The organism is Sphingomonas elodea ATCC 31461 (assembly GCF_000226955.1).
Taxonomy (GTDB): domain Bacteria; phylum Pseudomonadota; class Alphaproteobacteria; order Sphingomonadales; family Sphingomonadaceae; genus Sphingomonas; species Sphingomonas elodea.
Window position 1 is genome coordinate 41,562 of sequence record NZ_AGFU01000061.1, and the last position, 23,944, is coordinate 65,505.

A 23,944-nucleotide genomic window follows, 5' to 3' on the forward strand; every position below is an offset into this window, starting at 1 on the left:
AGAAATGGTCGTTCAACGCCTGCGCAGTCGTTCGGCCAGTCGCAGAAAGCGGTTCAGCAGCCAGCCCAGTGCCGTGGCGGACGCGGCGATCGCCCCGAACCCCTCGATCAGCGCCAGCAGCGGGCTCGTACAATTTGCCTCGGGGTCTCCGCAGACGAGCACGGTGCCGAGGTACACGAAGGCGCACCAGGCCAGTACTGCAGGAATGGCCAGCATGAGCCCGAGTGCCACGCCCGAGTTTATCGGGCGCTTATTGCGATATGCCATGGCGACAGCTTCCACGGATTGCCGTGCCGCGCAAGCTGGGCGAACCGCAGCCCCCGCGTTGCCAAGCCGGGCCCGCATCGCTACATGCCGCACGACCTTTCCAGCATCCAGAATTCTCGCAACGGAGATCCGCCACCGTGGCTGCGCAGTACGCCTTCGTCATGAAGGACATGACCAAGACCTTCCCCGGGGCCCCCAAGCCGGTGCTCAACAACATCAACCTGCAATTCTACCAGGGCGCCAAGATCGGCATCGTGGGCCCGAACGGCGCGGGTAAGTCGACGCTGATGAAGATCATGGCGGGCATCGACAAGGATTTCGCCGGCGAGGCATGGCCGGGCGAGAACATCACCGTCGGCTATCTGCCGCAGGAGCCGCAGCTCGATCCCACCAAGACCGTGCTCGAAAACGTCAAGGACGGCGCGCGCGAAGTGGCGGACATGGTCGATCGCTTCAACGCCATCTCGGCCGAGATGGGCGATCCCAAGGACGATACCGATTTCGACGCGCTGATGGAGGAGATGGGCGACCTTCAGGCCAAGATCGACGCGGTCGACGGCTGGACGCTCGACAACCAGCTCGAAGTCGCGATGGAAGCGCTGCGCTGTCCGCCGTCCGACTGGCCGGTCGAGAACCTCTCGGGCGGTGAAAAGCGCCGCATCGCGCTCACCCGCCTGCTGATCCAGAAGCCGTCGATCCTGCTGCTCGACGAGCCGACCAACCATCTCGATGCCGAAAGCGTCAACTGGCTGGAAAACCACCTCAAGGAATATGCCGGCGCGGTGCTGATGATCACCCACGACCGCTACTTCCTCGACAATGTGGTCGGCTGGATCCTCGAGATCGACCGCGGCAAGTATTTCCCGTACGAGGGCAACTACTCGACCTATCTCGAGAAGAAGGCCAAGCGCCTCGAGCAGGAAGACCGCGAGGCCACCGGCCGCCAGAAGGCGATTCGGGACGAGCTGGAGTGGATCCGGCAGGGCGCCAAAGCCCGCCAGACCAAGTCGAAGGCGCGTATCGCCAAGTTCGAGCAGCTGGTCGCCAGCCAGGAAAACCGCACGCCGGGCAAGGCCCAGATCGTCATCCAGGTGCCCGAGCGCCTGGGCGGCAAGGTGATCGAGGCCAAGAACATCTCCAAGGCCTATGGCGACAAGCTGCTGTTCGAGAACCTCTCGTTCATGCTGCCGCCGGGCGGCATCGTCGGCGTGATCGGGCCGAACGGCGCAGGCAAGTCGACGCTGTTCAAGCTGCTCACCGGCCAGGAAACGCCGGATTCGGGCGAGATCGACATCGGCTCGACGGTGCGTCTCGGCTATGTCGACCAGAGCCGCGATCATCTCGACGACAGCAAGAACGTCTGGCAGGAAATCTCGGACGGCCTCGATTACATGAAGGTCAACGGCCACGACATGTCGACGCGCGCCTATGTCGGCGCGTTCAACTTCAAGGGTGCGGACCAGCAGAAGATCGTCGGCAAGCTTTCGGGCGGTGAGCGCAACCGCGTCAACATCGCCAAGATGCTGAAGCGCGGCGGCAACGTGCTGCTGCTCGACGAGCCGACCAACGACCTCGACGTCGAAACGCTGGGCGCGCTGGAAGAGGCGATCGAGAATTTCGCGGGCTGCGCCGTGGTGATCAGCCACGATCGCTTCTTCCTCGATCGTCTCGCCACCCACATCCTCGCCTTCGAGGGCAACAGCCATGTCGAATGGTTCGAGGGCAATTTCGAAGCCTATGAGGAAGACAAGCGCCGCCGCCTGGGCGACGCCGCCGATCGTCCCACCGCGCTGGCCTACAAGAAGCTGACGCGCTGATTGCAGTACGCCGGGTGGTGCCGCAGGGCGCCCCCGGCGTTTCTTTTGCCATTGGTGTATTATTGATATAGTACGGACTCCCATTCGAGGGGAGGCGTAGAATGCCGGGATGGATGCTGCTGCTGGCCCTGCCGCTGCCGGATGCGGTCGTGCCCGATGGCACGAAGCTGCAGGAGGGAAGCAGCTGCTACACCCTCACGCGCGGCGACAAGCCGATCGGCCAGACCTGGCAGCGGGTTCGCGCTGCGAATGAGGGCGGGGTGCCGGTGTGGGACGTGATCGTCCACCAGCGCGTCGGCGACGGCCGCTTCGACATGCGCGACCATTTCGTGTTGCGCCGCGCCGACCTGCGACCTCTTTCGATGGACAGTCGTCGCAATGGCGCGGAACATGTCCGGGTCCGCTATGACGGAAGCGCTATTGAGACGACCAAGGCAGGTCAGACGCCGACCCGCATCACTGCGCCCGGCGCGGTGTGGGATGGAAATCTCTGGGGGCTCACTTTCGCCGCTCTGCCGCTGGCCGAGGGCGGTTCCTACGAACTTCCCTATTACCAGTATGACAAGGGGCTCGGCCGCTTCCTGCTGAAGGTCGTCGGCACTGCCGAGGTGGCCGGGCGCGCGGCCTGGATCGTCGAGGCGGACGCCGGCGACGGCCGCACGGTGCGCTACCAGATCGGGAAGAAGCCGGCCGAGGAACTGGGCACGGAAAGCCCGATGTTCGGCCAGCGCCTGGGCGGCGACTGCAGCGCGCTGGTGGAGCCCTGAGCGCCGAGCCGCCGCTCAGGCGGTAAAGCGTTTGGTGAAGCCCTTGTGCGCCTTGTCCTCGGGCACCGCCTCGCTCTCGACATGCTCGACGCGCGAGAGCGGCGGCCCTTCGCGGCACGCCTCCACGAACAATGCCAGCGCGGTGTCTTCGCCCGCGGCGAGAACCTCGACGCGGCCGTCGCGCAGGTTGCGCACCCATCCGGTCAGGCCGCCGCGCTGCGCGGTGCGCACCACCCAGTCGCGATAACCCACCCCCTGTACCCGACCCGAAACCAGGATTCGTTGCTGCGCCATACGCTCCCTTTGTACCCGCCCGACCATCCGGGCCACCTGTATCTGTAGCAGTCTGGCACAGATCGGCATCGGGGCGCGCGCACGGTTCGCCGCAGCCCGGGCAGCCCCCGCCGCGTCAGGGATAGGTGATTGTCATCACCTCATATTCCCGTTCGCCCGCGGGCAGGTTCACCCGGCGCAGATCGCCCACCCGGGCGCCGCGCAGCGCGCGGGCGAGCGGCGCGTTCCAGCCGACCAGCCCCTTGCCGGCATCGGCCTCGTCGTCGCCGACCAGGGTGAGGGTGCGGTGGTTGTCGTCCTCGTCGGCGATCGTCACGGTGGCGCCGAAGAACACGCCGCTGCGATCCTCCTGCCGGGTCGGATCGACGACCTTCGCGGCCTTCATGCGGCGGGCCAGGAAGCCCAGCCGCCGATCGATCTCGCGCAGCCGCTTGCGGCCGTAGATATAGTCGCCGTTCTCGGAGCGATCGCCATTGCCCGCCGCCCAGGAAATGGTGTCGACCAGCTTGGGCCGTTCCTGCCCGAACAGCTGATCATATTCGGCCTTGAGCGCGGCATAGCCGGCGGGGGTGATGTAGTTTGGACGATCGGACATGGGTCCGCGCGCTATCAGCCCGGCTGGGTCTTGCCCAGATACCAGCTGAGATTGGCCGGACCGGGGCTGCGCGCATGGGGCGGGTTCAGCAGGTCATACACCACCGCATTTTCCAGCACGCGCTGGACGTAGTTCTTCGTCTCGAAGATCGGGATCTGCTCGATCCAGCGGACCATGTCGCCGCCGGGCATGCGCGGATCGCCGTAGGCCGCCAGCCACTTGTTCACATTGCCCGGCCCGGCATTGTACGCCGCCACCGCCAACGGATAGCAATTGCCGTAGCGGACGAGCAGCTTCTGGAAATAGCTGGAGCCAAGCTCGATATTGTAATCGGTATCGGCATTGAGCGCGCTCGCGTCGTAGCTCATGCCCAGCTTGGAGGCGACTTCGCGCGCCGTGCCCGGCATCAGCTGCATCAGGCCGCGCGCACCGGCATGGCTCACCGCGTCGCGGTTGAACTGGCTTTCCTGCCGCGCGATGGCGTGGATGATCGTCCAGTAATCGCGCTGGCCCTCCGGGATCTTCACCGAGGGATAGCCGGCGGCGGTGTAGGAAGAGAGGCCGTTCTGCAGCGCGCTGCGGCCCACCATCACGCCAAGGTCCGGCCGGCCGAGCGTGCGGCTCAGCTCGGCGGCGAGCAGATGATCGTCATCGGTCGTCGCGTCCTGCGCGATCTGGCGGAGGAACAGGCTCTGGTCCATCCGGTTGCCCATCTGGCCGAGCAGCTGGGCAGCGCGCACCACCTCGCGCGCATAGAAGGCCGTGCGGACGGCGGGAGCGGCGCTCTTGCCGCTCAGGTCCGGCGGACCCTTGAGCGGCCGGCCGATCCGTTCCACCGCGAGCTGGCCGTAGAACAGATCCGGATAGCCGCCGGCGCGGGTGTAATAGGTCTGCGCGAGCGCGCGGTTGCCCGCCGCCTCGGCGGCGCGGCCCGCCCAGTACAGGCCCTTGGACTGGGTCTGCGGCGTCTTGGAGCCGCGGCCGTAGCGATCGAACATGCCGACCGCATCGGCGGGCCGGCCGAGATTGTAGAGCGCCACCGTGCCGGCCAGCCAGGTGAGGCTGGTATAATCGTCCCGCTCGCCCAGCGGCATGTCGCTGATGTCGGTACCCGGCGGGATACCGTCGTCCACTTGCGAGGCGATGCGGTAGGCAAGGTCGTACTGGCCGTCGGCCGCGGCACCGCGCGCGGCGGTGAGCAGCACTTCGTACCATTTCTCCAGGTCGCCCGGATAGCCGGTCAGCCGGCGCGGCTGGGCCAGATAGGCGCGCATCGCCGGGGTCTGGCCGTTCTCGCGCAGCCAGCGTGCGCGGTCGGCGACGTATCCGGGGTCGGACTGGCCGCGCAGCTCGGCGATGCCGGCCCTTGTCGCGGCGTCGGCGGCGTTGGTGCGATAGGCGATCCGCGCCTCGAACACCGGCCGGCGCTCGGGCGAGGTATAGGCGAGCTGGCGGGTCGCGATGCTGGTGGCACCCTGCCAGAGCAGCATGTCCTCGCGCGCGTCGTGATCCATCGGGCGCAGCGCGGCGCCGAAGCTGGCGAGCAGCCGGCTCTCGTCGCTGCCACGCAGCATGCCCGCACGCCACGCCCGGCGGGCCTGGTCCTCCGCCTCGGCGCGGCGTCCGGTCGCGGCCAGCGCCTCGGCATAGCGGAGGCGCCCGGCCGGTGTGATCGGCGGGAAGCGGGTGAAGAAGCGGACGGCCAGGTCCGGCATCGTCGCGCCACTGTCGAGGATCGTCTCGGCGGCGGCGCGCCGGCTCTTCTCGCCCGGCCAGCCGGGATGGGCGAGCAGGAAATTGGCATAATCGGAAAAGGCGTAGTTGTCCGATTGTCGCAGGCGATTCCATTCGACGATCGCGCTGCTCACCGGATCATATTGTGCCTGCGCTTGCGGCACGACGCCGTTTGCCAGCGCCGCCAGCATCGCAGGGGTCACCTGCGAGGAAGCAGCCAGTCCCGAAACGCCGGCGAACAACAACGCGCCTTTGACTACCGTACCGACCATGCTGGACATGATAGGAGATCACACCGTATCTGCCACCCCGTTTCTACCGAAAAAGAGGATGATTCCGCGCGATGTTTTCTGGATCGATTCCTGCGCTGGTGACGCCGTTCCGTAGCGGCGCGTTCGCGGAGGAGGATTTCCGCGCGCTCGTCGAATGGCAGATCGGCGAAGGCTCCGCCGCGCTGGTGCCCTGCGGCACCACCGGCGAGGCCGCTACCATGCCCAAGGACGAGCATTTCCACATCGTGCGGGTCTGCGCCGACCAGGCGAAAGGCCGGGTGAAGATCCTTGCCGGGGCGGGCTCGAACGACACCAAGGTGGCGATCGACAATGTTCACGCCGCCAAGGATGCTGGCGCCGACGCCGCGCTGATGGTGCCGCCCTATTATAACCGCCCCAGCCAGGAGGGCATCTTCCGGCACTTCGCCGCCGTGGCCGAGGCGACCGACCTGCCGATCGTGCTCTACAACGTGCCCGGCCGCACCGTGACCGACATCCAGCCGGCGACGATGGCGCGGATCGTGCAGGCCTTCCCGGAAACCTTCGTCGGCGTGAAGGACGCGACCGGCAACCTCAGTCGGGTGTCCGAGCAGCGCGCCGGTTGCGGCACCGGCTTCGTCCAGCTCTCGGGCAATGACGAGACGGCGCTCGCCTTCAACGCGATGGGCGGCGTCGGCTGCGTGTCGGTGACGGCGAACGTCGCGCCGAAGCTGTGCGCCGATTTCCAGGCGGCCTGGGCAGCCGGCGACACCGCCAAGGCGCTGGCGCTCCACGACAGGCTGTATCCGCTCCACATCGCGATGTTCACCGATGCCTCGCCCGGGCCGGTGAAGTACGCCATGGGCCGGGTGCGTCCCGGCTTCCCGCAGGAACTCCGCCTGCCGATGACCGAGGCGGGCGAGGCGAGCCGCAAGGCCGTCGATGCGGCGCTGGAATTCGCCGGCCTGCTCTGACGAACGGACCGGGGCGCCAACAAACGGCTGGCGCTCCGGCCTGTCCCTCCCTACATCCCGCGCTCTTATGGCCCGTCCGCGTCCCGCAACCTTCGACAAAGTGAAGACCGTCGCCGAGAACCGGCGCGCGCGCTTCGATTATTTCATCGAGCAGACCTACGAGGCCGGCCTGGTGCTGACCGGAACCGAGGTGAAGTCGCTGCGCTTCGGCGAGGGCTCCATCGCCGAGGCCTATGCCGAGGTGAAGGACGAGGCGGTGTGGCTGGTCAACGCCAACATTCCCGAATTCAGCCACGGCAACCGCTTCAACCACGAAGCCAAGCGGCCGCGTAAATTGCTCCTTCACGAGCGCGAGATAAACAAGCTGCACGGCGCCGTCGCCCGCGAAGGCATGACGCTGGTGCCCCTGTCGGTGTACTTCAACGGCAAGGGGCGCGCGAAGGTGGAGCTGGCGCTGGCGAAGGGCAAGAAGACGCATGACAAGCGCGAAACCATCAAGGAACGCGACTGGAAGCGCGAGCAGTCGCGCATCCTCCGGGACCGCGGCTGAGATGGCGAAGACGGGCCGCCTGCGGCGCCTGGCGGACAAGGCGGTGCCCAGCCGCGAATCGATCGAGACCAATCGCTGGCTCAAGCCGGTCGCGGGCCGTGTGATGCACTCCTCGCTTTGGCGCTTCACCCGGCGATCGGTGCCGCGGGGCGTGGCCCTGGGCATGCTGACCGGCATCCTGGTGCCGATGGGTCAGATTCCTGCCTCGGCGGTGCTGGCACTTCCGCTGCGGGCGAACATTCCGGCGGCGGCTGCGACGACTTTCTTCACCAACCCGTTCACGACGCCGCCGCTTTGGGTGGCGGCCTATTGGATCGGCAGCCGGATCCTCGGCCCGGCGACTGCGCGGGAAGCGTCGGCGGCGGTGCCTTCGTGGATGGACTGGCTGCTGCACGATGCCGGTCCCGCGACGCTCACCGGGCTGGTGACCATCGCGGTGGTACTGGCGGTGCTCGGCTATTTCGGCAGCGCGCTGCTGTGGCGCTGGTGGATTGCCGGCAAATGGCGCCGGCGGCGCCAGGCGCGGAGCGGAACCGCCGCGAACGTCTGAGTTCCGCCCCGCGCACCGGTCACGCCTGCTCGGTCGCGGCGAGGCGGGTGCCTGCTGCCGCCTTGCCGGACTGCTGCGCCGTGATCGGATAGGGCAGGGCGCTCGTCGTGATCCCGAAGAACTGAAAATACTGCCAGACATGGACCATGAAGAGCATGGTCTTGAAGGTCGGAATGTCCGTTACGGGTGCGGGCGGCAGACTGTAGCTCGCAAAGGCCTGCGTGGCCGCGTTCCAGTAGGAAATCGGGAAAGAGGGCTGCAGTTGCTGCACGTTCGGCAGCTTCGCAATCAGCGCGCCCTCACCATTTTGCTGCGCGGCGCGCGCCGCCAGCGCGACGGGCGGCGCGAGCAGCCCGCCAAGCTTCACCGTCAGCGAGCCCAGCGTCGGCGGGATGAGCGTGCTGTCGAAGAAATAATAGGGATCGGACGGATCCTGCGTCTCGGCGAAGATGTTGGTCCAGGCGTGGGGCACAAGATCCACGGCATCCTCGATGGGGACGTTGAGTGCCGTCACCTGGTTGGCGGCCGCGGTGCCGGCCACCGGTACCGGCTGTAGCTGGCTGGCCCACAGGTTCGAGAACAACTGGTTGCCCGGCGTCGGCGCGGCGGTGGGCATCGCGTCGACCTTTCCGCCCTGTGCCGTCCACGCCCAGTCCTTGATCGTCGCCAGCACCTGCAGCGGCAGGGTGGCGGAAAGCGCACCGCCCAGGCTGTGGCCGACGAACAGGATCGTCGACGTTCCCGCGATGCCGGGCGTCAGCCCGGACAGATAGTCCAGCAGGGAGACGGTGACGCCGTTCTGGTCGACCATGTTGACGAGCAGGTCGTAGATGCCCTGCGCCGTGCCCAGCGACACCTGGGGCACCGTGCCGTTGGCGGCGCCGCCCTTCGGGGGGGTCGCGAGCGAAACAGGGAAGTCGACCATTGCGTTGGGTCCGAGCGGCAAATCCTCGCGGAACCAGTCATAGATGTCGTCCATGTTGGTGCCGGCGGTAGCGACAACATGCAGGTCCAGCGCCTTGCTGTAGAGCACGGCCATCGCGTTGGCGGCGTACCGCGTATTGGCGGGCTGGTAGACGGCGGGTCCCCACGCCACTTCCCAGTCTCCGCCGTACAGCTGCCCGCCGATCTCGTTCAGCAGGCCGCGAACCGCATAGGTCTGCGTACCGTTACTCCAGCTTCCGCCCTGGTCCAGCGCGAGCCCGAGAAGCCCGGCCAGCTGGGGCGCAGTTCCCTCGATCGACGAGGCAGCATTGGCGTAGACGGAAAACAAGAAGCTCGTCTGGGTAAGATCATACATGATGTATCCCCTCCGCTATTGTCCTTTCAGAGATGCAAGATCTCGATTGCGACATTTACGCGATCGGGAGGCGCGGGTGTGGCGGAGATTGGTTCATAATCGTTTCACAACGGATATTTGGCGCGACGCACAAGCGGCCCGCCGGTATACTTTGCATCGTCTTGCGGCCATCGTGGGGCGAAGTTGCCTCGCGATGCGGCGCCAGCAACGCTCCCGCACGGTGACGAAGAGCGCAAGGGCCTTGCACAATCGCAGCGGCGGGCGGCGAGTATCGTTCCCGCACGCTTGCCGGAGCGATCGCCGCTTGACGCTGAGGCAGCGACCGAACAACGGTGGCTCATGGCCAGTCTGCCCGATGCCGAGCTGCCAAAACCGTCCCTGCTGCTGCCGCTCGCGGCGGTGGTGGTCACCGGCGTCCTCGCGGCGGGCGTGATCCTGCTGAGTATCGGCGACCGCACCGTCGCCGCCGGCTTTCTCGGCGCTGCGGTGCTCGCCGCCGGATTGATGCTCGCCAGCGCCCGGTTGTTTCGCACGCCCATGACGGTGGAGCGGTATACGGACTGGGCGATCGCCCATGCGCTTGCCTCCGCCAGCGATGACGCCCTCGCCGTGACCGATCGCAGCGGCCGGTTGGTTTGCGCCAATTCCCGCTATGAGGCGCTGTTCGGCGGCTGGCCGACTCCGCCCAACCTTCCGATCGGCGAAGAAGGCAATCGCGCGCTCGGCGCCTGTGCACGTGCCGCCTGGCGGGACGGCGAAAGCCGCTGCGGCGACGTGCAGGTGTTCGGCGCGCAGGTGGCCGTCCGCGTCGCGCGGGTGGGGGATGAATCGCTCGTCTGGCGGTTCATCGGCATTCACGCACTCGATCTGGCGGTGCAGGTGCAGGGGCTGCTCGCGGGCCAGACCGGCGACCGGCTTGGCGGGGCCGGGGTGATGGTGGTGCTGGTGGCGCCGGATGGCCGCATCCGTTCGGCCAACCGCGTCTTCCGCCACCGTGCGCTGGGCAGCGCTGATATGATTGCCGACGGGCGTGATTTCGCCCGGTTGCTGATCACCGATTCGGTCGGCCAGGTCCGCTTCGAGCGTGAGGGCATCGAGGGTACGCCGCTGCGCGTGCTGCAAATCCCGTTCCTGGAAGGCGACGAGGCCCCGCTGCTGGTGGCGCTGCTCGACGAGGAGCCGGCGGTGATCGCGAGCCCCGCGCTGGGCGGCAGCGCTTCCCACCATGTCCGCTCGTTGATCTCGATCCTGCCGACGGGCCTTGCGCTCATCGATCGCGACGGCCGCTTCCTGATGATGAACGACGCGTTCGTCCGCACCGCGCGCGTCAATTCCGCCGCGCCGCCGCTGTATCCGGGCGACCTCGTCGTGCGCGAGGACAAGGCGACGCTGGCCGATGCCGTGCGCCGGTTCGCCGGCGGCGCGCCGCAGTCGCTCGAAATCACCGTGCGCCTGAAGGACGTGTCCGAAGAGCCGGTGGCGATCACCATCGCCGGCGCGCGGGGCCTCGGCGACGCCGCCGTGCTCCTCAGCCTTCGCGATTCCGGCGAGGAGGGCAAGCTCAAGCGCCAGATCGCCCAGGCGACCAAGATGCAGGCGGTGGGCCAGCTCGCCGGCGGCGTTGCGCACGATTTCAACAACATCCTCACTGCGATCATCGGGCACTGCGACCTGATGCTGATGCGCCATTCGCCCGGCGACAGCGATTATGACGACATCCAGCAGATCCGCGCCAACTCGAACCGCGCAGCCAGCCTGACCCGCCAGCTGCTCGCCTTCTCGCGCCAGCAGACGCTCCGTCCGCAGGTGCTGCAGCTGCCGGACATCATTTCCGAAGTCTCCAACCTGCTGAAGCGGCTGCTCGGCGAGACGGTGTCGCTCGACGTCAAGCATGGCCGCAACCTGGGACCGGTGCGGGCAGACCCGGGCCAGCTCGAGCAGGTGGTGGTCAACCTCGCGGTCAATGCGCGCGACGCGATGCTCAGCAAGAACCCAAGCGGCGGCGGCTCGCTTACCATCGAGACGTTGGCGGTCTCCGCCGCCGAGGTCCGGCGGATGGAGGACGACGTGCTGCCGGTGGGCGACTATACGGCGCTGCGCATCTCCGACACCGGCACGGGCATCCCGCCCGAGATCCTGCCCAAAATCTGGGAGCCGTTCTTCACCACCAAGGAAGTCGGCAAGGGCACCGGCCTTGGCCTGTCGACCGTCTACGGCATCATCAAGCAGTCGGGCGGCTATATCTTCGCCGAGAACGTCCCCGGTGCGGGCGCGGCCTTCACCATCTATCTGCCGGTCCATGCCGCGCCCGAGGCGGCGGTCGCCAAGCTGCCGGTCACCAAGGAAAAGCCGGCCGACCTGTGGGGCACCGGCACCATCCTGGTGGTGGAGGACGAAGATATGGTCCGCGCCATCGCCGAACGCGCGCTCAGTCGCCAAGGCTATTCGGTCGTCACCGCCGAGAATGGCGAAGTCGCGCTTGAAACGATCGAGACGATGGACAAGCCCGACTTGCTCGTCTCCGATGTGGTCATGCCGGTGATGGACGGCCCCAGCATGGCCCGCAAGGTTCGCGAACGCTGGCCCGACCTGCCGATCCTGTTCATGTCTGGCTATGCCGAGGAACAATTACGGCGCTCGATCGATCTCGACAATGTCGCCTTTCTGCCGAAACCCTTTTCTGTGCAACAACTTGCAGAAGCGGTTCAGGAGATCCTGGTGGCCAAATAAGTGCTTGGCACGAAACCATTTTTCCTGCAAAAGGGGGCTATATGCAGGGTCCGCGGAACATTCTCATCGTCGAAGACGAACCATTGATCGCCATGATGCTCGAGGATTTCCTCGACGCGCTGAACCGGGTGGCGGCCGGCACCGCCGATACCGTGGCCGAGGCGCTCGATCGCATCGGCGCGGGCGGCATCGACGCCGCGATCCTGGACGTGAACCTGCGCGGCGGCGAGCAGAGCTGGCCGGTGGCGGACAAGCTGGCCGAACTCGGCATTCCGTTCGTGCTGGCGACCGGCGGCGCGGACGACAGCATCGCGCCGCTCCACCGCGATCGTCCGGTGCTTTCCAAGCCGTTCACCCTCGACCGCGTCGACAAGGTACTCAGCACGCTCAGCTGAGCTGATTTGAGTGGACGGCCAAGGGTTGTGCGCAGGGCAGGGGCGACGCTAAAGCCCCTGCACCATGACCGAACTCCCCAAGACCTTCGACCCCGCCGAAATCGAATCCCGCTGGTACGCCCATTGGGAAGACGAAGGCCTGTTCCGCCCCGAGCGCACCGGCGCCGAGCCCTGGACGATCGTCAACCCGCCGCCCAATGTGACGGGCAGCCTGCACATCGGCCACGCGCTCGACAACACGCTGCAGGACATCCTGGTCCGCCATGCGCGGCTGAAGGGCAAGGACGCGCGCTGGGTGGTCGGCACCGATCATGCCGGCATCGCCACGCAGATGGTGGTCGAGCGCCAGCTCAACGCGGCCGGTAGCAAGCGCACCGACTTCACCCGCGAGGCGTTCGTCGACAAGGTGTGGGAATGGAAGGCGGAGAGCGGGGGGCAGATCACGCGCCAGCTGCGCCGGCTCGGCTGCTCGATGGACTGGGCGAACGAGCGCTTCACCATGGACGAGGGCTTTTCCAAGGCCGTCCTCAAGGTGTTCGTCGAGCTCTACCGCCAGGGCCTGGTCTACCGCGACAAAAGGCTGGTGAACTGGGATCCGGGCCTCGGTACCGCGATCTCGGACCTCGAGGTCGAGACCAAGGAGGTCCGCGGCAATTTCTGGCACCTGCGCTATCCGCTGGCGGACGGCTCGGGCTACATCCAGGTCGCGACGACGCGGCCGGAGACGATGCTGGCCGACATGGCGGTCGCCGTGCATCCCGAGGACGAACGCTACAAGGCGCTGATCGGCAAGCAGGTGCGCCTGCCGATCACCGACCGCCTGATCCCGATCGTCGGCGACGAGCATGCCGATCCGGAACTCGGCTCGGGCGCGGTGAAGATTACGCCGGGTCATGATTTCAACGACTTCGAGGTGGGTGTTCGCGCTGGTATTAAAGCCGGCGAGATGCTCAACATGCTCGATGCCAAGGCCGCGATCTGCCAGACGCAGGACGGGCTGGTGCCCGCCGAACTGATCGGGCTCGACCGGTTCGAGGCGCGCAAGGTGATCGTCGCGCGGCTGAAGGACGAGGGCTTCCTCGTACCGTGGACCGACAAGGAAGGCGCCGAGCACGACGCCGAGCCGCGCACCATCCAGACGCCCTATGGCGACCGCTCGGGCCAGGTGATCGAGCCGTGGCTGACCGATCAATGGTATGTCGACGCCGCCACCCTCGCCAAGCCGGCGATCGAGGCCGTGCGTTCGGGCGCGACCAAGATCGTGCCGAAGAGCTGGGAAAAGACCTATTTCAACTGGATGGAGAACATCCAGCCCTGGTGCGTCAGTCGCCAGCTCTGGTGGGGGCACCGGATCCCGGCGTGGTTCGATGCCGAGGGCAAGCCCTACGTCGCCGAGACCGAGGAAGAGGCGCAGGCTGAGGCTGGAGAGGGCGTTGCGCTCACCCGCGATCCCGACGTGCTCGACACCTGGTTCTCCTCGGCGCTGTGGCCGTTCGCGACGCTCGGCTGGCCGGAGAACAGCGACCCGACGCTCGGCGGGCGCTATTCGAACGACGTGCTCATTTCGGGCTTCGACATCCTGTTCTTCTGGGATGCGCGGATGATGATGCAGGGCTTGCACTTCATGAAAGAGGTGCCGTTCAAGACCCTGTATCTCCATGGTCTTGTCCGCGCAGCCGACGGCCAGAAGATGTCCAAGTCCAAGGGCAACACGGTCGATCCGCTGGGGATGATCGACAAATACGGCGCCGATGCGCTGCGCTTCTTCATGGCGGCGATGGAGAGCCAGGGCCGTGACATCAAGATGGATGAGAAGCGGCTGGAGGGCTATCGCAACTTCGCGACCAAGCTGTGGAACGCCGCACGCTTCTGCCAGGCCAACGGCATCGCTGCCTCCAAGTCTCTTGAGGCACCGACTGCGGAACTCGCGGTAAACCGCTGGATCATCGCCGAAACCATCGCGACGGTGCAGGCGCTGGACCTCGCGCTGGCGGACCTGCGCTTCGACGAGGCGGCGAACTGCATCTACCAGTTCGTCTGGAGCCGCTTCTGCGACTGGTATCTGGAACTGATCAAGCCGGTGCTGCAGGGCGAGGGCGTTGCCGCCGCCCAGGCGGAGGAAACCCGCGCCGTCGCAGGCTGGGCGCTCGACCAGATCCTCGTGATGCTCCACCCGTTCATGCCCTTCATCACCGAAGAGCTGTGGTCGAAGATGGGCCCGCGCGAGCATGACCTGATCGTCGCCAAATGGCCGATGGCCGATGCCCGCGCGCTCGATCCGTCGGCGGCGCAGGAGATCGACTGGCTGATCCGGCTGGTGAGCGAGATCCGCGCGGCCCGTACCGAGCTCAACGTGCCGCCGGGCGCGCGGCTGCCGCTGCACGTCCGCGATGCGTCCGCCGAGACGGCCGCCCGTCTGATCGGGCAGGAAGCGGCGCTTGCCCGTCTCGGCCGCGTCGATCAGGCGCAGGGCGATGCACCGGCGGGCGGGGCGCTTCAGCTCGTCGTCGATGAGGCTACCTTCGTGATGCCGCTCGGCGACGTGGTCGACCTCGAGGCCGAGCGTGCCCGCCTGACCAAGGCGATCGCGGCGGCCGAGAAGGAGCGCGACGGCTTGGCCGGCCGGCTCGGCAATCCGAGCTTCGTCGAACGCGCCAAGCCCGAAGCGGTCGAGAAGGCGCGGGCCGATCATGCCGAAAAGGCGGCCGAAGCCGAGCGGCTTTCGGCGGCGCTGGCGCGGCTGGGTTAAAGCGAACGCCCCGGCGCAAACCGGGGCGTTCGTCCCGTCAGGCGGCGTCGGCGGGCACCATCACGTCGATCACCGCGGGCGCCACCTTCGCCATCACCGGCGTCATGGCCAGCACCTCGCCGTCGATCGAGATCGGCAGCGGGGGTTCGGTGGCGACGCGGAGCGATTGCCCGCGGAAGGCGACGGTATCGTCCTTGCGCGCCTCCAGCCGCAGGATCGAGGCCGCCCAGTTGCGCACCAGTCGCGACTTCACATGGCCCTTCACCACCTGCACCACGATCTCGCCCGAGGCGATTCCGGCCTCGTCGACCAGTTCGGTCCCGCCATGGAAGGGGCCGTTGGAGATCCGCACCTCCACCGCGCGCAATCGCTGGGCATCGGCGCCTTCGCCGACGATCACGGTGAACGGCTTGAACTTCAGGAACTGGAGCGAGGCCCAGCCGAGATAGCCCATCCGGCCGAACCAGCGCTTCACCTTGTGCGGCACCGTCTTCGCGATCTGCGGCGAGAGGCCGATCGCGGCGGTGCTGGCGTAATAATCGTCGTTGATCATGCCCAGGTCGATGCGTTTCGGATGCCCCTGCAGGATCGCGTCCACCGCGCCGTCCACGTCCAGCGGGATGCCCAGCGAGCGGGCGAAGCTGTTGGCGGTGCCCAGCGGCAGCACGCCGAGCGTCACGCCCTTGCCGACCAGCTTGTCGACCAGCCCGCTGATCGTGCCGTCGCCGCCGCCCAGGATCACCAGCTCCGGCTTCTTCGCCAGTGCCTTGGCGAGCGTCGCTTCCAGTTCGTCCGGGTTGTCGACAGCATGGGCATCGACCTGCATCGCCTGGCCGTGGAACCGCGCACAGGCGCGGTCGAAGAAGTCCTGACCATGGCGGGACTTGGTATTGACGATCATCGCCGCCGAACGGAATGACATGGGGACCCCTTGAATGATGACGGGTCCGTAACGCATGGTTTTGCCGATCGGGTCCCTCGCCCCTGTTCCTCGGGACAGGTCGCCAGCGACGGACCTTGTGCGTTTGTGGCGGCATGTCCGCCCCCGTCCTTCTCTGGTTTCGTCGCGATCTCCGGCTCGCCGATCAGCCCGCACTCGCCGCCGCGCTCGCGGCCGGCACGGTTATCCCGGTCTATGTGCTCGACGACGAGACCGCGAAGCATCGCGCGATGGGCGGCGCCTCGCGCTGGTGGCTGCACCACAGCCTGGCGTCGCTCGATGCCGACCTGCGCGAGAAGGGCTCGCGGCTGATCCTGCGCCGCGGCAAGAGCGACGAGGAACTCGCCAGGCTGGCCGAGGAGGTCGGTGCGGCCACCGTCCACTGCATCCGCCATTACGAGCCCTGGTGGCGCAATGCCGAGCGCGCCGTCGCGAAGCGGCTGACGCTCTGCTGCCATGACGGCAATTACCTGCTGCCCCCGGGCGCGGTGACGAGCGGGGCGGGGACGCCGTACAGGATCTTCACGCCGTTCTGGCGCAGCTTGCGCGATCGTCTGCCGCCGGCCCCGCCGCTCCGGGCGCCGGCGCGCATCGCCGCGCCCGCCACATGGCCGGCGAGCGACGCGCTGGACGACTGGAAGCTGCTGCCCACCAAACCCGATTGGGCGGAGGGCTTCCGCGCGGAATGGGAGCCGGGCGAGGCGGGGGCGCACAAGCGACTGCGCCGGTTCAAGGACCATGCCGCGCGCTACGACGACACCCGCAACCTGCCCTCGATCGAGGGCAGTTCGCGCCTGTCGCCGCACCTGCATTTCGGTGAGGTCTCGCCCGCGCAGGTGTGGCACGCGCTGGAGGACGCCGGCGGGCAGGTGGAGGAATATCTGCGCGAGCTGGGCTGGCGGGACTTCGCGCAGAATCTGATCTGCCAGTTTCCGGACTATGCCGCGAAGAACGGCCGCCCCTCCTTCGACGCGATGGCATGGCGCAGCGGCAAGGAGGCCGAGGCGGATCTCCGCGCCTGGCAGCGGGGCCAGACCGGCTATCCGATCGTCGATGCCGGCATGCGCCAGCTCTGGGCGACCGGCTGGATGCACAATCGCGTCCGGATGATCGCGGCCAGCTTCCTGATCAAGCACCTGCTGATCGACTGGCGCGAGGGCGAGCGCTGGTTCTGGGACACGCTGGTCGATGCCGATTACGGCAGCAACGCGGTGAACTGGCAATGGGTGTCGGGCTCGGGCGTCGACTCCAGCCAGTGGAGCCGGGTGATGGCACCGCTCTCCCAGTCCGAGAAGTTCGACGCGGCGGGCTATATCCGCCACTGGGTGCCGGAACTGGCCAAGCTGCCTGATGCCGCGATCCACGATCCCGAGGAGGCGGGATGCCGCCCGCGCGACTATCCGCGCAAGCGCATCAGCCATCGTGATGGCCGCGAACGCGCGCTTGCCGCAGGCCGGGCGATCGGCTGAGGGCTTGCCCGGCGCGATCAGCCGTGCATGTTTCGGCGGATGAACGCTCCGGCGCAGGATACCGTACGAGTCGCCGCACGCGGCTCGGGGCCTCTGGCTCTTGTCGGCCCCTTCTTTCATCGCCAGCTCGACCGGCTTGATCGCGGCATTGCCGAGGGAAGCCTCGAAGTCGTCACCCCCGACGGTCAGGTGCGGCTGCTCGGCGGCGGGGCGGTCGGGCCTGCGGCGGTGGTCACGCTCCACAGCTGGCGGGCATTGGTACGGCTGGCGACCGGCGGATCTGCGGGCTGGTACGAGGCGTGGGAGAAGGGCGAGTGGTCGAGCCCCGATCCCGTGCAGCTGTTCGCGCTGTTCAGCCGCAACCGGGCGGGGCTCGCCGCGCAGGCGCGGTCGCGGGGGCTGTCGCTGCTGCCGCGGCGGCTGATGCACTGGATGCGGCGCAACCATCGCGGCGGATCGCGCAAGAACATCGCCTTCCACTATGATCTCGGCAATGATTTCTACACGCGCTGGCTCGATCCCGGCATGAGCTATTCCAGCGCGATCTTCCGCGACGCCGACGAGGCGCTGACGGTGGCGCAGGATCGCAAGCTGCAGGCCATCCTCGACCGGACCGCGACCGGCCCGGGCGACACGATCCTGGAGATCGGCTGTGGCTGGGGCTCCTTCGCCGAACTGGCGTTGCGGGAAGGACGCAAGGTCCACGGCATCACCCTCTCCACCGAGCAGAAGGCCTGGGCCGAGGCGCGCACCGCCGGCATGGACGGCGCCCGCTTCAGCCTCACCGACTATCGCGACGTGACCGGCCGGTATGACGCCGTCGCCAGCATCGAGATGGCCGAAGCGGTGGGCCGCGAATACTGGCCGGCCTACGTATCGGCCATCGCCAGGGCGCTGAAGCCGGGCGGGCGGGCCGCACTCCAGGTCATCACCTTCGACGACGCGATGTTCGAGGGCTATGCCCGCAATGTCGACTTCATCCAGACCTATGTCTTCCCCGGCGGCCTGCTCCTCAAGGAAAGTGAGCTCCGCGCGCTCGCCGAGGCCGAGGGGCTCGAATGGCGCGATGCCCATGCCTTCGGGCTCGATTATGCCGAGACGCTGCGGCGCTGGCGCGAGACCTTCGACGCTGCCGCAGCCGCCGGGCTGCTGCCGGCGCAGTTCGACGATCGCTTCGTGCGGCTGTGGCGCTACTATCTGATGTATTGCGAGGGTGGCTTCCGGGGCGGTGGGATCGACGTGATCCAGCTCACCCTGGTCAAGCGGGGCTGACCCCGCCTCAGCCGCAGCGCGCGTCGGTGATGATGCCGGTCTTGTCGACGTGCAGGTTCAGTCGGTCGACGCGGAAGTCCATCGTCACCGCCGAGCCCGGCTCGATCCAGCGCAGGCGCCGGGCGCCCGAATGGCGCAGCGCTTCGCTCTCGTCGATTGCGGCGCGCTGCCTGCCCTTCAGGTAGAGCACCCGATTCGCATCGCACTCCACCATCGCCGGCAGCGGTTCGGCCTTCTTCTGCGGGGCGCAGCCCGCAGTGCCGGCAACCAGGGCGAGAAGGGCGATGCGCCCGATCATGCAGGGTCTTCGGTGCGGCTCATCTTGAGTTTGCCGTTGCGCACCGCGAAGCCGAGCTGGCCTTCCACCAGCGCCAGTGCGTCGCGGCCGAACTGCTCGTAGCGCCAGCCCTCGAGGATCGGCAGATCCTTGCGGACCCCGGCGGCGAGCGCCTCCAGGTCCTCGGACCGCGCGAGCAGGCGCGGGGCGACGTTCACTTCCTTGGCGCGGATCTTGAGCAGTAGCTTCAAGAGATCGGCGACCAGCGCGCCGTCCTTGCCGAGCGCCGGCTTGCGCTCTTCGCGGCCGGGCATCTCGTCAGCCGGCATCGGCTTCGAGTCGGCGATCGCCGCCATCATCCGCCCGCCGATGTCGTTGCCCGCCCAGGCAGCGGAAAGGCCGCGCACCTTGGCCAGGTCGCTCTGCTTGCGCGGCGGGTTGGCGGCGATGTCGGCCAGCGTCTCGTCCTTGACGATGCGGCCGCGCGGCAGGTCCTTGCCCTGCGCCTCCAGTTCGCGCCAGCGGGCCAGCGCCTTGAGGCGGCCGAGCACCTCGGGCTTGCGGCTGTTGATGCGGACGCGCTGCCACACCTGATCGGGATCGTTGCGATAATTCTCGGGGTCGGAGATGCGCTCCATCTCCTGGTCGAGCCAAACGCCGCGACCGGACTTGCGCAGCTTTTCCAGCATCTTGGGGAAGATCTTGGAAAGGTGCGTCACGTCGGCGATCGCGTAATCGATCTGGCGCTTGTCGAGCGGGCGGCGTGCCCAGTCGGTGAAGCGCGCGCCCTTGTCGACGACGATGCCGAGATAGGTGTCGACGAGGTTGGAATAACCGATCTGCTCGCCCTGGCCGAGCGCCATCGCGGCGACCTGGGTGTCGAACATCGGGTGCGGGGTCTTGCCGGTGAGGTTGTAGACGATCTCGATGTCCTGGCCGCCGGCGTGGAAGACCTTGAGCACCTCCTCATTGTCGGTCAGCAGGTCGAGCAGCGGCCCCATGTCGAGATCCGGGGCCTTGGGATCGATCGCCGCGGCCTCCTTGTCGTTCGCCACCTGGATCAGGCAGAGCTCGGGCCAGTAGCTGTTTTCGCGCATGAACTCGGTGTCGACCGTGATGAAGTCGGACTTCGCGAGGCGTTTGCAGAGATCGGCGAGGGTGACGCTGTCTTCGATCAGACCATGAATGTGCATCTGACGCCCATATACCGGTCTTCGGGTTGACAAAAGTGGGGTGTGACCGGAATGCGCGCGGTCATAGTGTTTCAATATCGTCGCGCCGGCCCGTTCCGGCACCGCCAGCCCTGGCGGGGATGACGACAAGGTGAGAAGATCAGCCACATGCACGCCTATCGCACGCACACCTGCGCCCAGCTCCGCTCCGCGGACGTGGGGCAAACCGTCCGCCTGTCGGGCTGGGTGCACCGCAAGCGCGACCATGGCGACCTGGTGTTCGTCGACCTGCGCGACCATTACGGGATCACCCAGATCGTCACCGATGCGAGCGGCCCGGCGTTCGAGGCGATCGAGTCGCTCCGCTCCGAATCGGTGATCACCGTCACCGGCACGGTCGTCGCGCGTGATGCCAGCGTGGTGAACGCGAACCTGCCGACCGGCGAGATCGAGGTCCGCGCGGCGGAGGTGACCGTCCAGTCGGCCGCCGCCGACCTGCCGATGCCGGTGTTCGGCGATCAGGAATATCCCGAAGAGATCCGCCTGCGGAACCGCTATCTCGATCTCCGCCGCGAGAAGGTCCACAAGAACATCCTGCTGCGCTCGAACGTGATCGCGTCGCTCCGTAGGCGGATGATCGACCAGGGCTTCACCGAGTTCCAGACGCCAATCCTCACCGCGTCGAGCCCCGAGGGCGCGCGCGACTATCTGGTCCCCAGCCGCGTCCATCCGGGCAAGTTCTATGCGCTCCCGCAGGCGCCGCAGATGTTCAAGCAGCTGCTGATGGTCGCCGGCTTCGACCGCTACTTCCAGATCGCGCCCTGCTTCCGCGACGAGGATGCCCGTGCCGATCGCAGCCCAGGTGAATTCTACCAGCTCGACTTCGAGATGAGCTTCGTGACGCAGGACGACGTGTTCGCTGCGATCGAGCCAGTGCTGCACGGCGTGTTCGAGGAATTCGCCGACTGGGAGGGCATGGGCCGCACCGTCAGCGCGCTGCCGTTCAAGCGCATCCCGTACCGCGAATCGATGCTGAAATACGGCAACGACAAGCCCGACCTGCGCAACCCGCTGGTCATCACCGACGTGTCTGACTTCTTCAAGGGCTCGGGCTTCGGCCGCTTCGCCGCGATCGTCGAAGGCGGCGACGTCGTCCGCGCGATCCCGGCACCGGGCACCCATGAGAAGAGCCGCAAGTTCTTCGACGACATGAACAGCTGGGCGCAAGGCGAAGGCTTCCCCGGCCTCGGCTATGCGACGCAGAAGGACGGCGTGTTCGGCGGCCCGATCGCCAACAACCATGGCCAGGACGGCATGAAGGCCATCGCGGAGGCGATGGGCCTGGGTCCGAACGACGGCATCTTCTTCGCCGCCGGCAAGGAAGCCCAGGCGGCCAAGCTCGCCGGCCTGGCGCGCACCCGCGTCGCCGACCAGCTGGAGCTGATCGACAAGAAGCGCTTCGAGTTCTGCTGGATCGTCGACTTCCCGATGTTCGAATATGACGAGGACGCGAAGAAGATCGACTTCAGCCACAACCCCTTCTCGATGCCGCAGGGCGAGCTGGAGGCGCTGGAGACCAAGGATCCGCTCGACATCCTCGCCTATCAGTACGACATCGTCTGCAACGGCATCGAGCTGTCCTCGGGCGCGATCCGGAACCACAAGCCGGAGATCATGTACAAGGCGTTCGAGATCGCCGGCTATACGCAGGCGGATGTCGACACCAACTTCTCGGGCATGATCAACGCCTTCAAGTTCGGCGCGCCGCCGCACGGCGGTTCGGCCCCGGGTGTCGACCGCATCGTGATGCTGCTCGCCGACGAGCCGAACATCCGCGAGGTGATCGCCTTCCCGATGACGCAGAAGGCCGAGGATCTGATGATGCACGCGCCGTCGGCGGTGAGCGACAAGCAGCTCAAGGAACTGCACATCCGCCTGGCGCCGGGCGTGGACGGCCCCAAGGCCGGCTGAGCGGAGGCCGGCGGTCATGCGCGTCGCGGTGTTCAACACCAAGGCCTATGACCGCCGCTTCCTGGCGCAAGCGAACGCGCGCTTCGGCCACGACCTGACCTTTCTCGAACCCCGCCTCGATACGCTCACCGCCCCGCTGGCGGCGGGCCACGAGGCGGTGTGCGTCTTCGTCAACGACGGCGTCGACGGGGCGGTGCTGGAGGCGCTGGCCAAGGTTGGCGTCCGGCTGGTGGCGCTGCGCTGCGCGGGCTTCAACAATGTCGATCTCGTAGCGGCCGAGCGGCTGGGCATCGCCGTGGTGCGGGTGCCCGCTTATTCGCCCCATGCCGTGGCGGAGTTCACCGTCGGGCTGCTGCTCGCGGTCGACCGCCAGATCCCGCGTGCCTGGTCGCGGGTGCGGGAGAATAACTTCGCGCTCGACGGGCTGATCGGCCGCAACCTTCATGGCCGCACCGTCGGCGTGGTCGGCACCGGCAAGATCGGCGCGCTGGTCGCCCGTGCATTATGCGCCGGCTTCGGCTGTACGGTACTGGCGAGCGATCTCCATGCCGATCCCGAGCTGGAGGCGATCGGCGTCCGCTACGTGCCGCGCAACGAGCTGCTGCGCACCGCCGAGATCGTCACGCTGCATTGCCCACTCACGCCCGATACCCACCGGCTGATCGACGCGAGGGTGATTGCCGAGGCGCAGGACGGCCTCACTATCGTCAACACCAGCCGCGGCGCGCTGATCGACACGGCGGCGCTGATCGACGGCCTCAAGGCGCGCAAGGTCCGTGCGGTCGCCCTCGACGTGTACGAGCAGGAAGCCGACCTGTTCTTCGAGGATCTGTCCAACGAGATCATCGCCGATGATCTGTTCCAGCGGCTGCTCACCTTCCCCAACGTGCTCGTGACCGGCCACCAGGCGTTCCTCACCGAAGAGGCGCTGTCCGCCATCGCGGAGACGACGCTGGCCAGCATCGCCGAGTTTGAAGCCGGGCGGCCGCTCGCCAACCGTGTCGATGCAGCCTTGGTCGCCATACCGCGTTGAGCAGCGCCATGACCATCGATCTTTCCGACTACGAGGCCGGCGACCGTTTCGACGGCGAGTACGAAGCCGAACTCGCCAAGCTCCAGAAGCGGCTGAGCCATATCCAGACCGCCCACATCATCCACAAGCGCCGCGCGATCATCGCGCTCGAGGGCTGGGACGCGGCAGGGAAGGGCGGGGTGATCAAGCGACTCACCGCCGAGTGGGATCCGCGGTACTATGAGGTCTGGCCGATCTCGGCGCCGACCCAGGAGGAACTGTCGCACCATTTCCTCTGGCGGTTCTGGCAGCGGCTGCCCGCCCAGCACAACATCGCGGTGTTCGATCGCACCTGGTACGGCCGGGTACTGGTCGAGCGGGTCGAGGGCTATGCCAGCGAGACCGACTGGCGGCGCGGCTATGCCGAGATCAACGATTTCGAGGCGCAGCAGGTCAATAACGGCGCGACGCTCATCAAGATCTTCCTGCACGTGACCCAGAAGACCCAGGACAAGCGCCTGCGCGACCGGCTGAGCCATCCGTGGAAGCGCTGGAAGACCGGCATGGACGACTTCCGCAACCGGGCGCGCCGGGCGGACTATCTCGACGCGATGCACGAGATGTTCCACGAGACCGACACGCCGCATGCCCGCTGGACGGTGATCGACGGGAACAACAAGAAAGCCGCGCGGATCGCGGCGCTGACCGCCATTGCCGAGCAGCTGGAAAAGCACGTGCCGATGGTCCCCCCGGAACTCGACCCGGAAGTGGTGAAGGTCGCCACCGAAGCGCTGGGCAAGTTCTAAGTCTCAATTCCTCCCCGGCACGGGGAGGGGGACCATGCGCAGCATGGTGGAG

Annotated in this window: 21 protein-coding genes; 13 read left to right on the forward strand and 8 right to left on the reverse strand. The window is 67.1% G+C overall.

Annotation, left to right across the window (positions count from 1 at the left end; translation table 11 throughout):
* Positions 1 to 12: 12 nt before the first annotated feature.
* Positions 13 to 267 (reverse strand): hypothetical protein, encoded by a 255-nt coding sequence (locus tag KK7_RS0115540; protein WP_010545572.1) that lies wholly within the window; start codon positions 265 to 267, stop codon positions 13 to 15.
* Positions 268 to 404: 137 nt separating this feature from the next.
* Here KK7_RS0115540 and ettA point away from each other — a divergent pair, with 137 nt between their 5' ends.
* Together ettA and KK7_RS0115550 are read left to right on the forward strand one after the other, a co-directional pair.
* Complete coding sequence (gene ettA / locus KK7_RS0115545; RefSeq protein WP_010545573.1) at positions 405 to 2,084, forward strand: energy-dependent translational throttle protein EttA; 1,680 nt, start codon at positions 405 to 407, stop codon at positions 2,082 to 2,084.
* A 101-nt stretch (positions 2,085 to 2,185) separates the two neighbouring features.
* Positions 2,186 to 2,851, forward strand: coding sequence for a DUF3108 domain-containing protein (locus KK7_RS0115550; protein ID WP_010545574.1), 666 nt, complete (start codon positions 2,186 to 2,188; stop codon positions 2,849 to 2,851).
* A 15-nt stretch (positions 2,852 to 2,866) separates the two neighbouring features.
* Here KK7_RS0115550 and KK7_RS0115555 read toward each other — a convergent pair whose 3' ends face one another.
* From KK7_RS0115555 to KK7_RS0115565, 3 genes are all read right to left on the reverse strand, one after another.
* A complete protein-coding gene (locus KK7_RS0115555; protein ID WP_029623336.1) occupies positions 2,867 to 3,145 on the reverse strand; it encodes an acylphosphatase in 279 nt (92 codons plus the stop codon).
* A gap of 115 nt (positions 3,146 to 3,260) precedes the next feature.
* On the reverse strand, positions 3,261 to 3,740 hold the full coding sequence (gene greB / locus KK7_RS0115560) for a transcription elongation factor GreB (protein ID WP_010545576.1): 480 nt from the start codon (positions 3,738 to 3,740) through the stop codon (positions 3,261 to 3,263).
* Positions 3,741 to 3,754: 14 nt separating this feature from the next.
* Positions 3,755 to 5,746: a lytic transglycosylase domain-containing protein gene (locus KK7_RS0115565; RefSeq protein ID WP_029623337.1), complete on the reverse strand. Its 1,992-nt coding sequence runs from the start codon at positions 5,744 to 5,746 to the stop codon at positions 3,755 to 3,757.
* 71 nt (positions 5,747 to 5,817) lie between these two features.
* On the opposite strand from KK7_RS0115565, the gene dapA reads away from it, so the two are divergent.
* The 3 genes from dapA to KK7_RS0115580 all read left to right on the forward strand — a co-directional run bounded on the left by dapA (position 5,818) and on the right by KK7_RS0115580 (position 7,799).
* Complete coding sequence (gene dapA, locus KK7_RS0115570) at positions 5,818 to 6,699, forward strand: 4-hydroxy-tetrahydrodipicolinate synthase (protein WP_010545578.1); 882 nt, start codon at positions 5,818 to 5,820, stop codon at positions 6,697 to 6,699.
* A gap of 67 nt (positions 6,700 to 6,766) precedes the next feature.
* A complete protein-coding gene (gene smpB / locus KK7_RS0115575; protein WP_010545579.1) occupies positions 6,767 to 7,249 on the forward strand; it encodes an SsrA-binding protein SmpB in 483 nt (160 codons plus the stop codon).
* A gap of 1 nt (position 7,250) precedes the next feature.
* A complete protein-coding gene (locus KK7_RS0115580) occupies positions 7,251 to 7,799 on the forward strand; it encodes a DUF2062 domain-containing protein (protein ID WP_010545580.1) in 549 nt (182 codons plus the stop codon).
* A 19-nt stretch (positions 7,800 to 7,818) separates the two neighbouring features.
* On the opposite strand, the gene KK7_RS0115585 is transcribed toward KK7_RS0115580, so the two are convergent.
* Positions 7,819 to 9,099, reverse strand: coding sequence for a hypothetical protein (locus KK7_RS0115585; protein WP_010545581.1), 1,281 nt, complete (start codon positions 9,097 to 9,099; stop codon positions 7,819 to 7,821).
* Between the two features lie 339 nt (positions 9,100 to 9,438).
* Between KK7_RS0115585 and KK7_RS0115590 the strand changes: the two genes are divergently transcribed.
* The 3 genes from KK7_RS0115590 to KK7_RS0115600 all read left to right on the forward strand — a co-directional run bounded on the left by KK7_RS0115590 (position 9,439) and on the right by KK7_RS0115600 (position 14,973).
* A complete protein-coding gene (locus KK7_RS0115590) occupies positions 9,439 to 11,829 on the forward strand; it encodes a hybrid sensor histidine kinase/response regulator (RefSeq protein ID WP_010545582.1) in 2,391 nt (796 codons plus the stop codon).
* A gap of 41 nt (positions 11,830 to 11,870) precedes the next feature.
* Complete coding sequence (locus KK7_RS0115595; RefSeq protein ID WP_010545583.1) at positions 11,871 to 12,224, forward strand: response regulator; 354 nt, start codon at positions 11,871 to 11,873, stop codon at positions 12,222 to 12,224.
* A gap of 64 nt (positions 12,225 to 12,288) precedes the next feature.
* A complete protein-coding gene (locus KK7_RS0115600; RefSeq protein WP_010545584.1) occupies positions 12,289 to 14,973 on the forward strand; it encodes a valine--tRNA ligase in 2,685 nt (894 codons plus the stop codon).
* A 37-nt stretch (positions 14,974 to 15,010) separates the two neighbouring features.
* On the opposite strand, the gene KK7_RS0115605 is transcribed toward KK7_RS0115600, so the two are convergent.
* Positions 15,011 to 15,895 (reverse strand): diacylglycerol/lipid kinase family protein, encoded by an 885-nt coding sequence (locus KK7_RS0115605; RefSeq protein WP_010545585.1) that lies wholly within the window; start codon positions 15,893 to 15,895, stop codon positions 15,011 to 15,013.
* A 113-nt stretch (positions 15,896 to 16,008) separates the two neighbouring features.
* Between KK7_RS0115605 and KK7_RS0115610 the strand changes: the two genes are divergently transcribed.
* Both KK7_RS0115610 and KK7_RS0115615 read left to right on the forward strand, forming a co-directional pair.
* Positions 16,009 to 17,382 carry a cryptochrome/photolyase family protein gene (locus KK7_RS0115610; RefSeq protein ID WP_010545586.1) on the forward strand — a complete coding sequence of 458 codons (1,374 nt, stop codon included), beginning with the start codon at positions 16,009 to 16,011 and terminating at the stop codon, positions 17,380 to 17,382.
* Positions 17,383 to 17,421: 39 nt separating this feature from the next.
* The gene (locus KK7_RS0115615) at positions 17,422 to 18,654 is read left to right on the forward strand and encodes an SAM-dependent methyltransferase (protein ID WP_010545587.1); all 1,233 of its coding nucleotides are present in this window, start codon (positions 17,422 to 17,424) and stop codon (positions 18,652 to 18,654) included.
* A 7-nt stretch (positions 18,655 to 18,661) separates the two neighbouring features.
* On the opposite strand, the gene KK7_RS0115620 is transcribed toward KK7_RS0115615, so the two are convergent.
* Together KK7_RS0115620 and rnd are read right to left on the reverse strand one after the other, a co-directional pair.
* A complete protein-coding gene (locus KK7_RS0115620; protein ID WP_010545588.1) occupies positions 18,662 to 18,952 on the reverse strand; it encodes an I78 family peptidase inhibitor in 291 nt (96 codons plus the stop codon).
* Complete coding sequence (rnd, locus tag KK7_RS0115625) at positions 18,949 to 20,124, reverse strand: ribonuclease D (protein WP_010545589.1); 1,176 nt, start codon at positions 20,122 to 20,124, stop codon at positions 18,949 to 18,951. The genes KK7_RS0115620 and rnd overlap by 4 nt, the downstream gene beginning before the upstream one ends.
* 147 nt (positions 20,125 to 20,271) lie before the next feature.
* On the opposite strand from rnd, the gene aspS reads away from it, so the two are divergent.
* From aspS to KK7_RS0115640, 3 genes are read left to right on the forward strand one after another with little or no spacing between them, the layout of a single operon-like run.
* The gene (gene aspS, locus KK7_RS0115630) at positions 20,272 to 22,074 is read left to right on the forward strand and encodes an aspartate--tRNA ligase (RefSeq protein WP_010545590.1); all 1,803 of its coding nucleotides are present in this window, start codon (positions 20,272 to 20,274) and stop codon (positions 22,072 to 22,074) included.
* A gap of 16 nt (positions 22,075 to 22,090) precedes the next feature.
* Positions 22,091 to 23,107, forward strand: a complete 1,017-nt coding sequence (locus KK7_RS0115635; protein ID WP_010545591.1) for a 2-hydroxyacid dehydrogenase — start codon at positions 22,091 to 22,093, stop codon at positions 23,105 to 23,107.
* An 8-nt stretch (positions 23,108 to 23,115) separates the two neighbouring features.
* The gene (locus tag KK7_RS0115640; protein ID WP_010545592.1) at positions 23,116 to 23,892 is read left to right on the forward strand and encodes a polyphosphate kinase 2 family protein; all 777 of its coding nucleotides are present in this window, start codon (positions 23,116 to 23,118) and stop codon (positions 23,890 to 23,892) included.
* Positions 23,893 to 23,944: the final 52 nt, after the last annotated feature.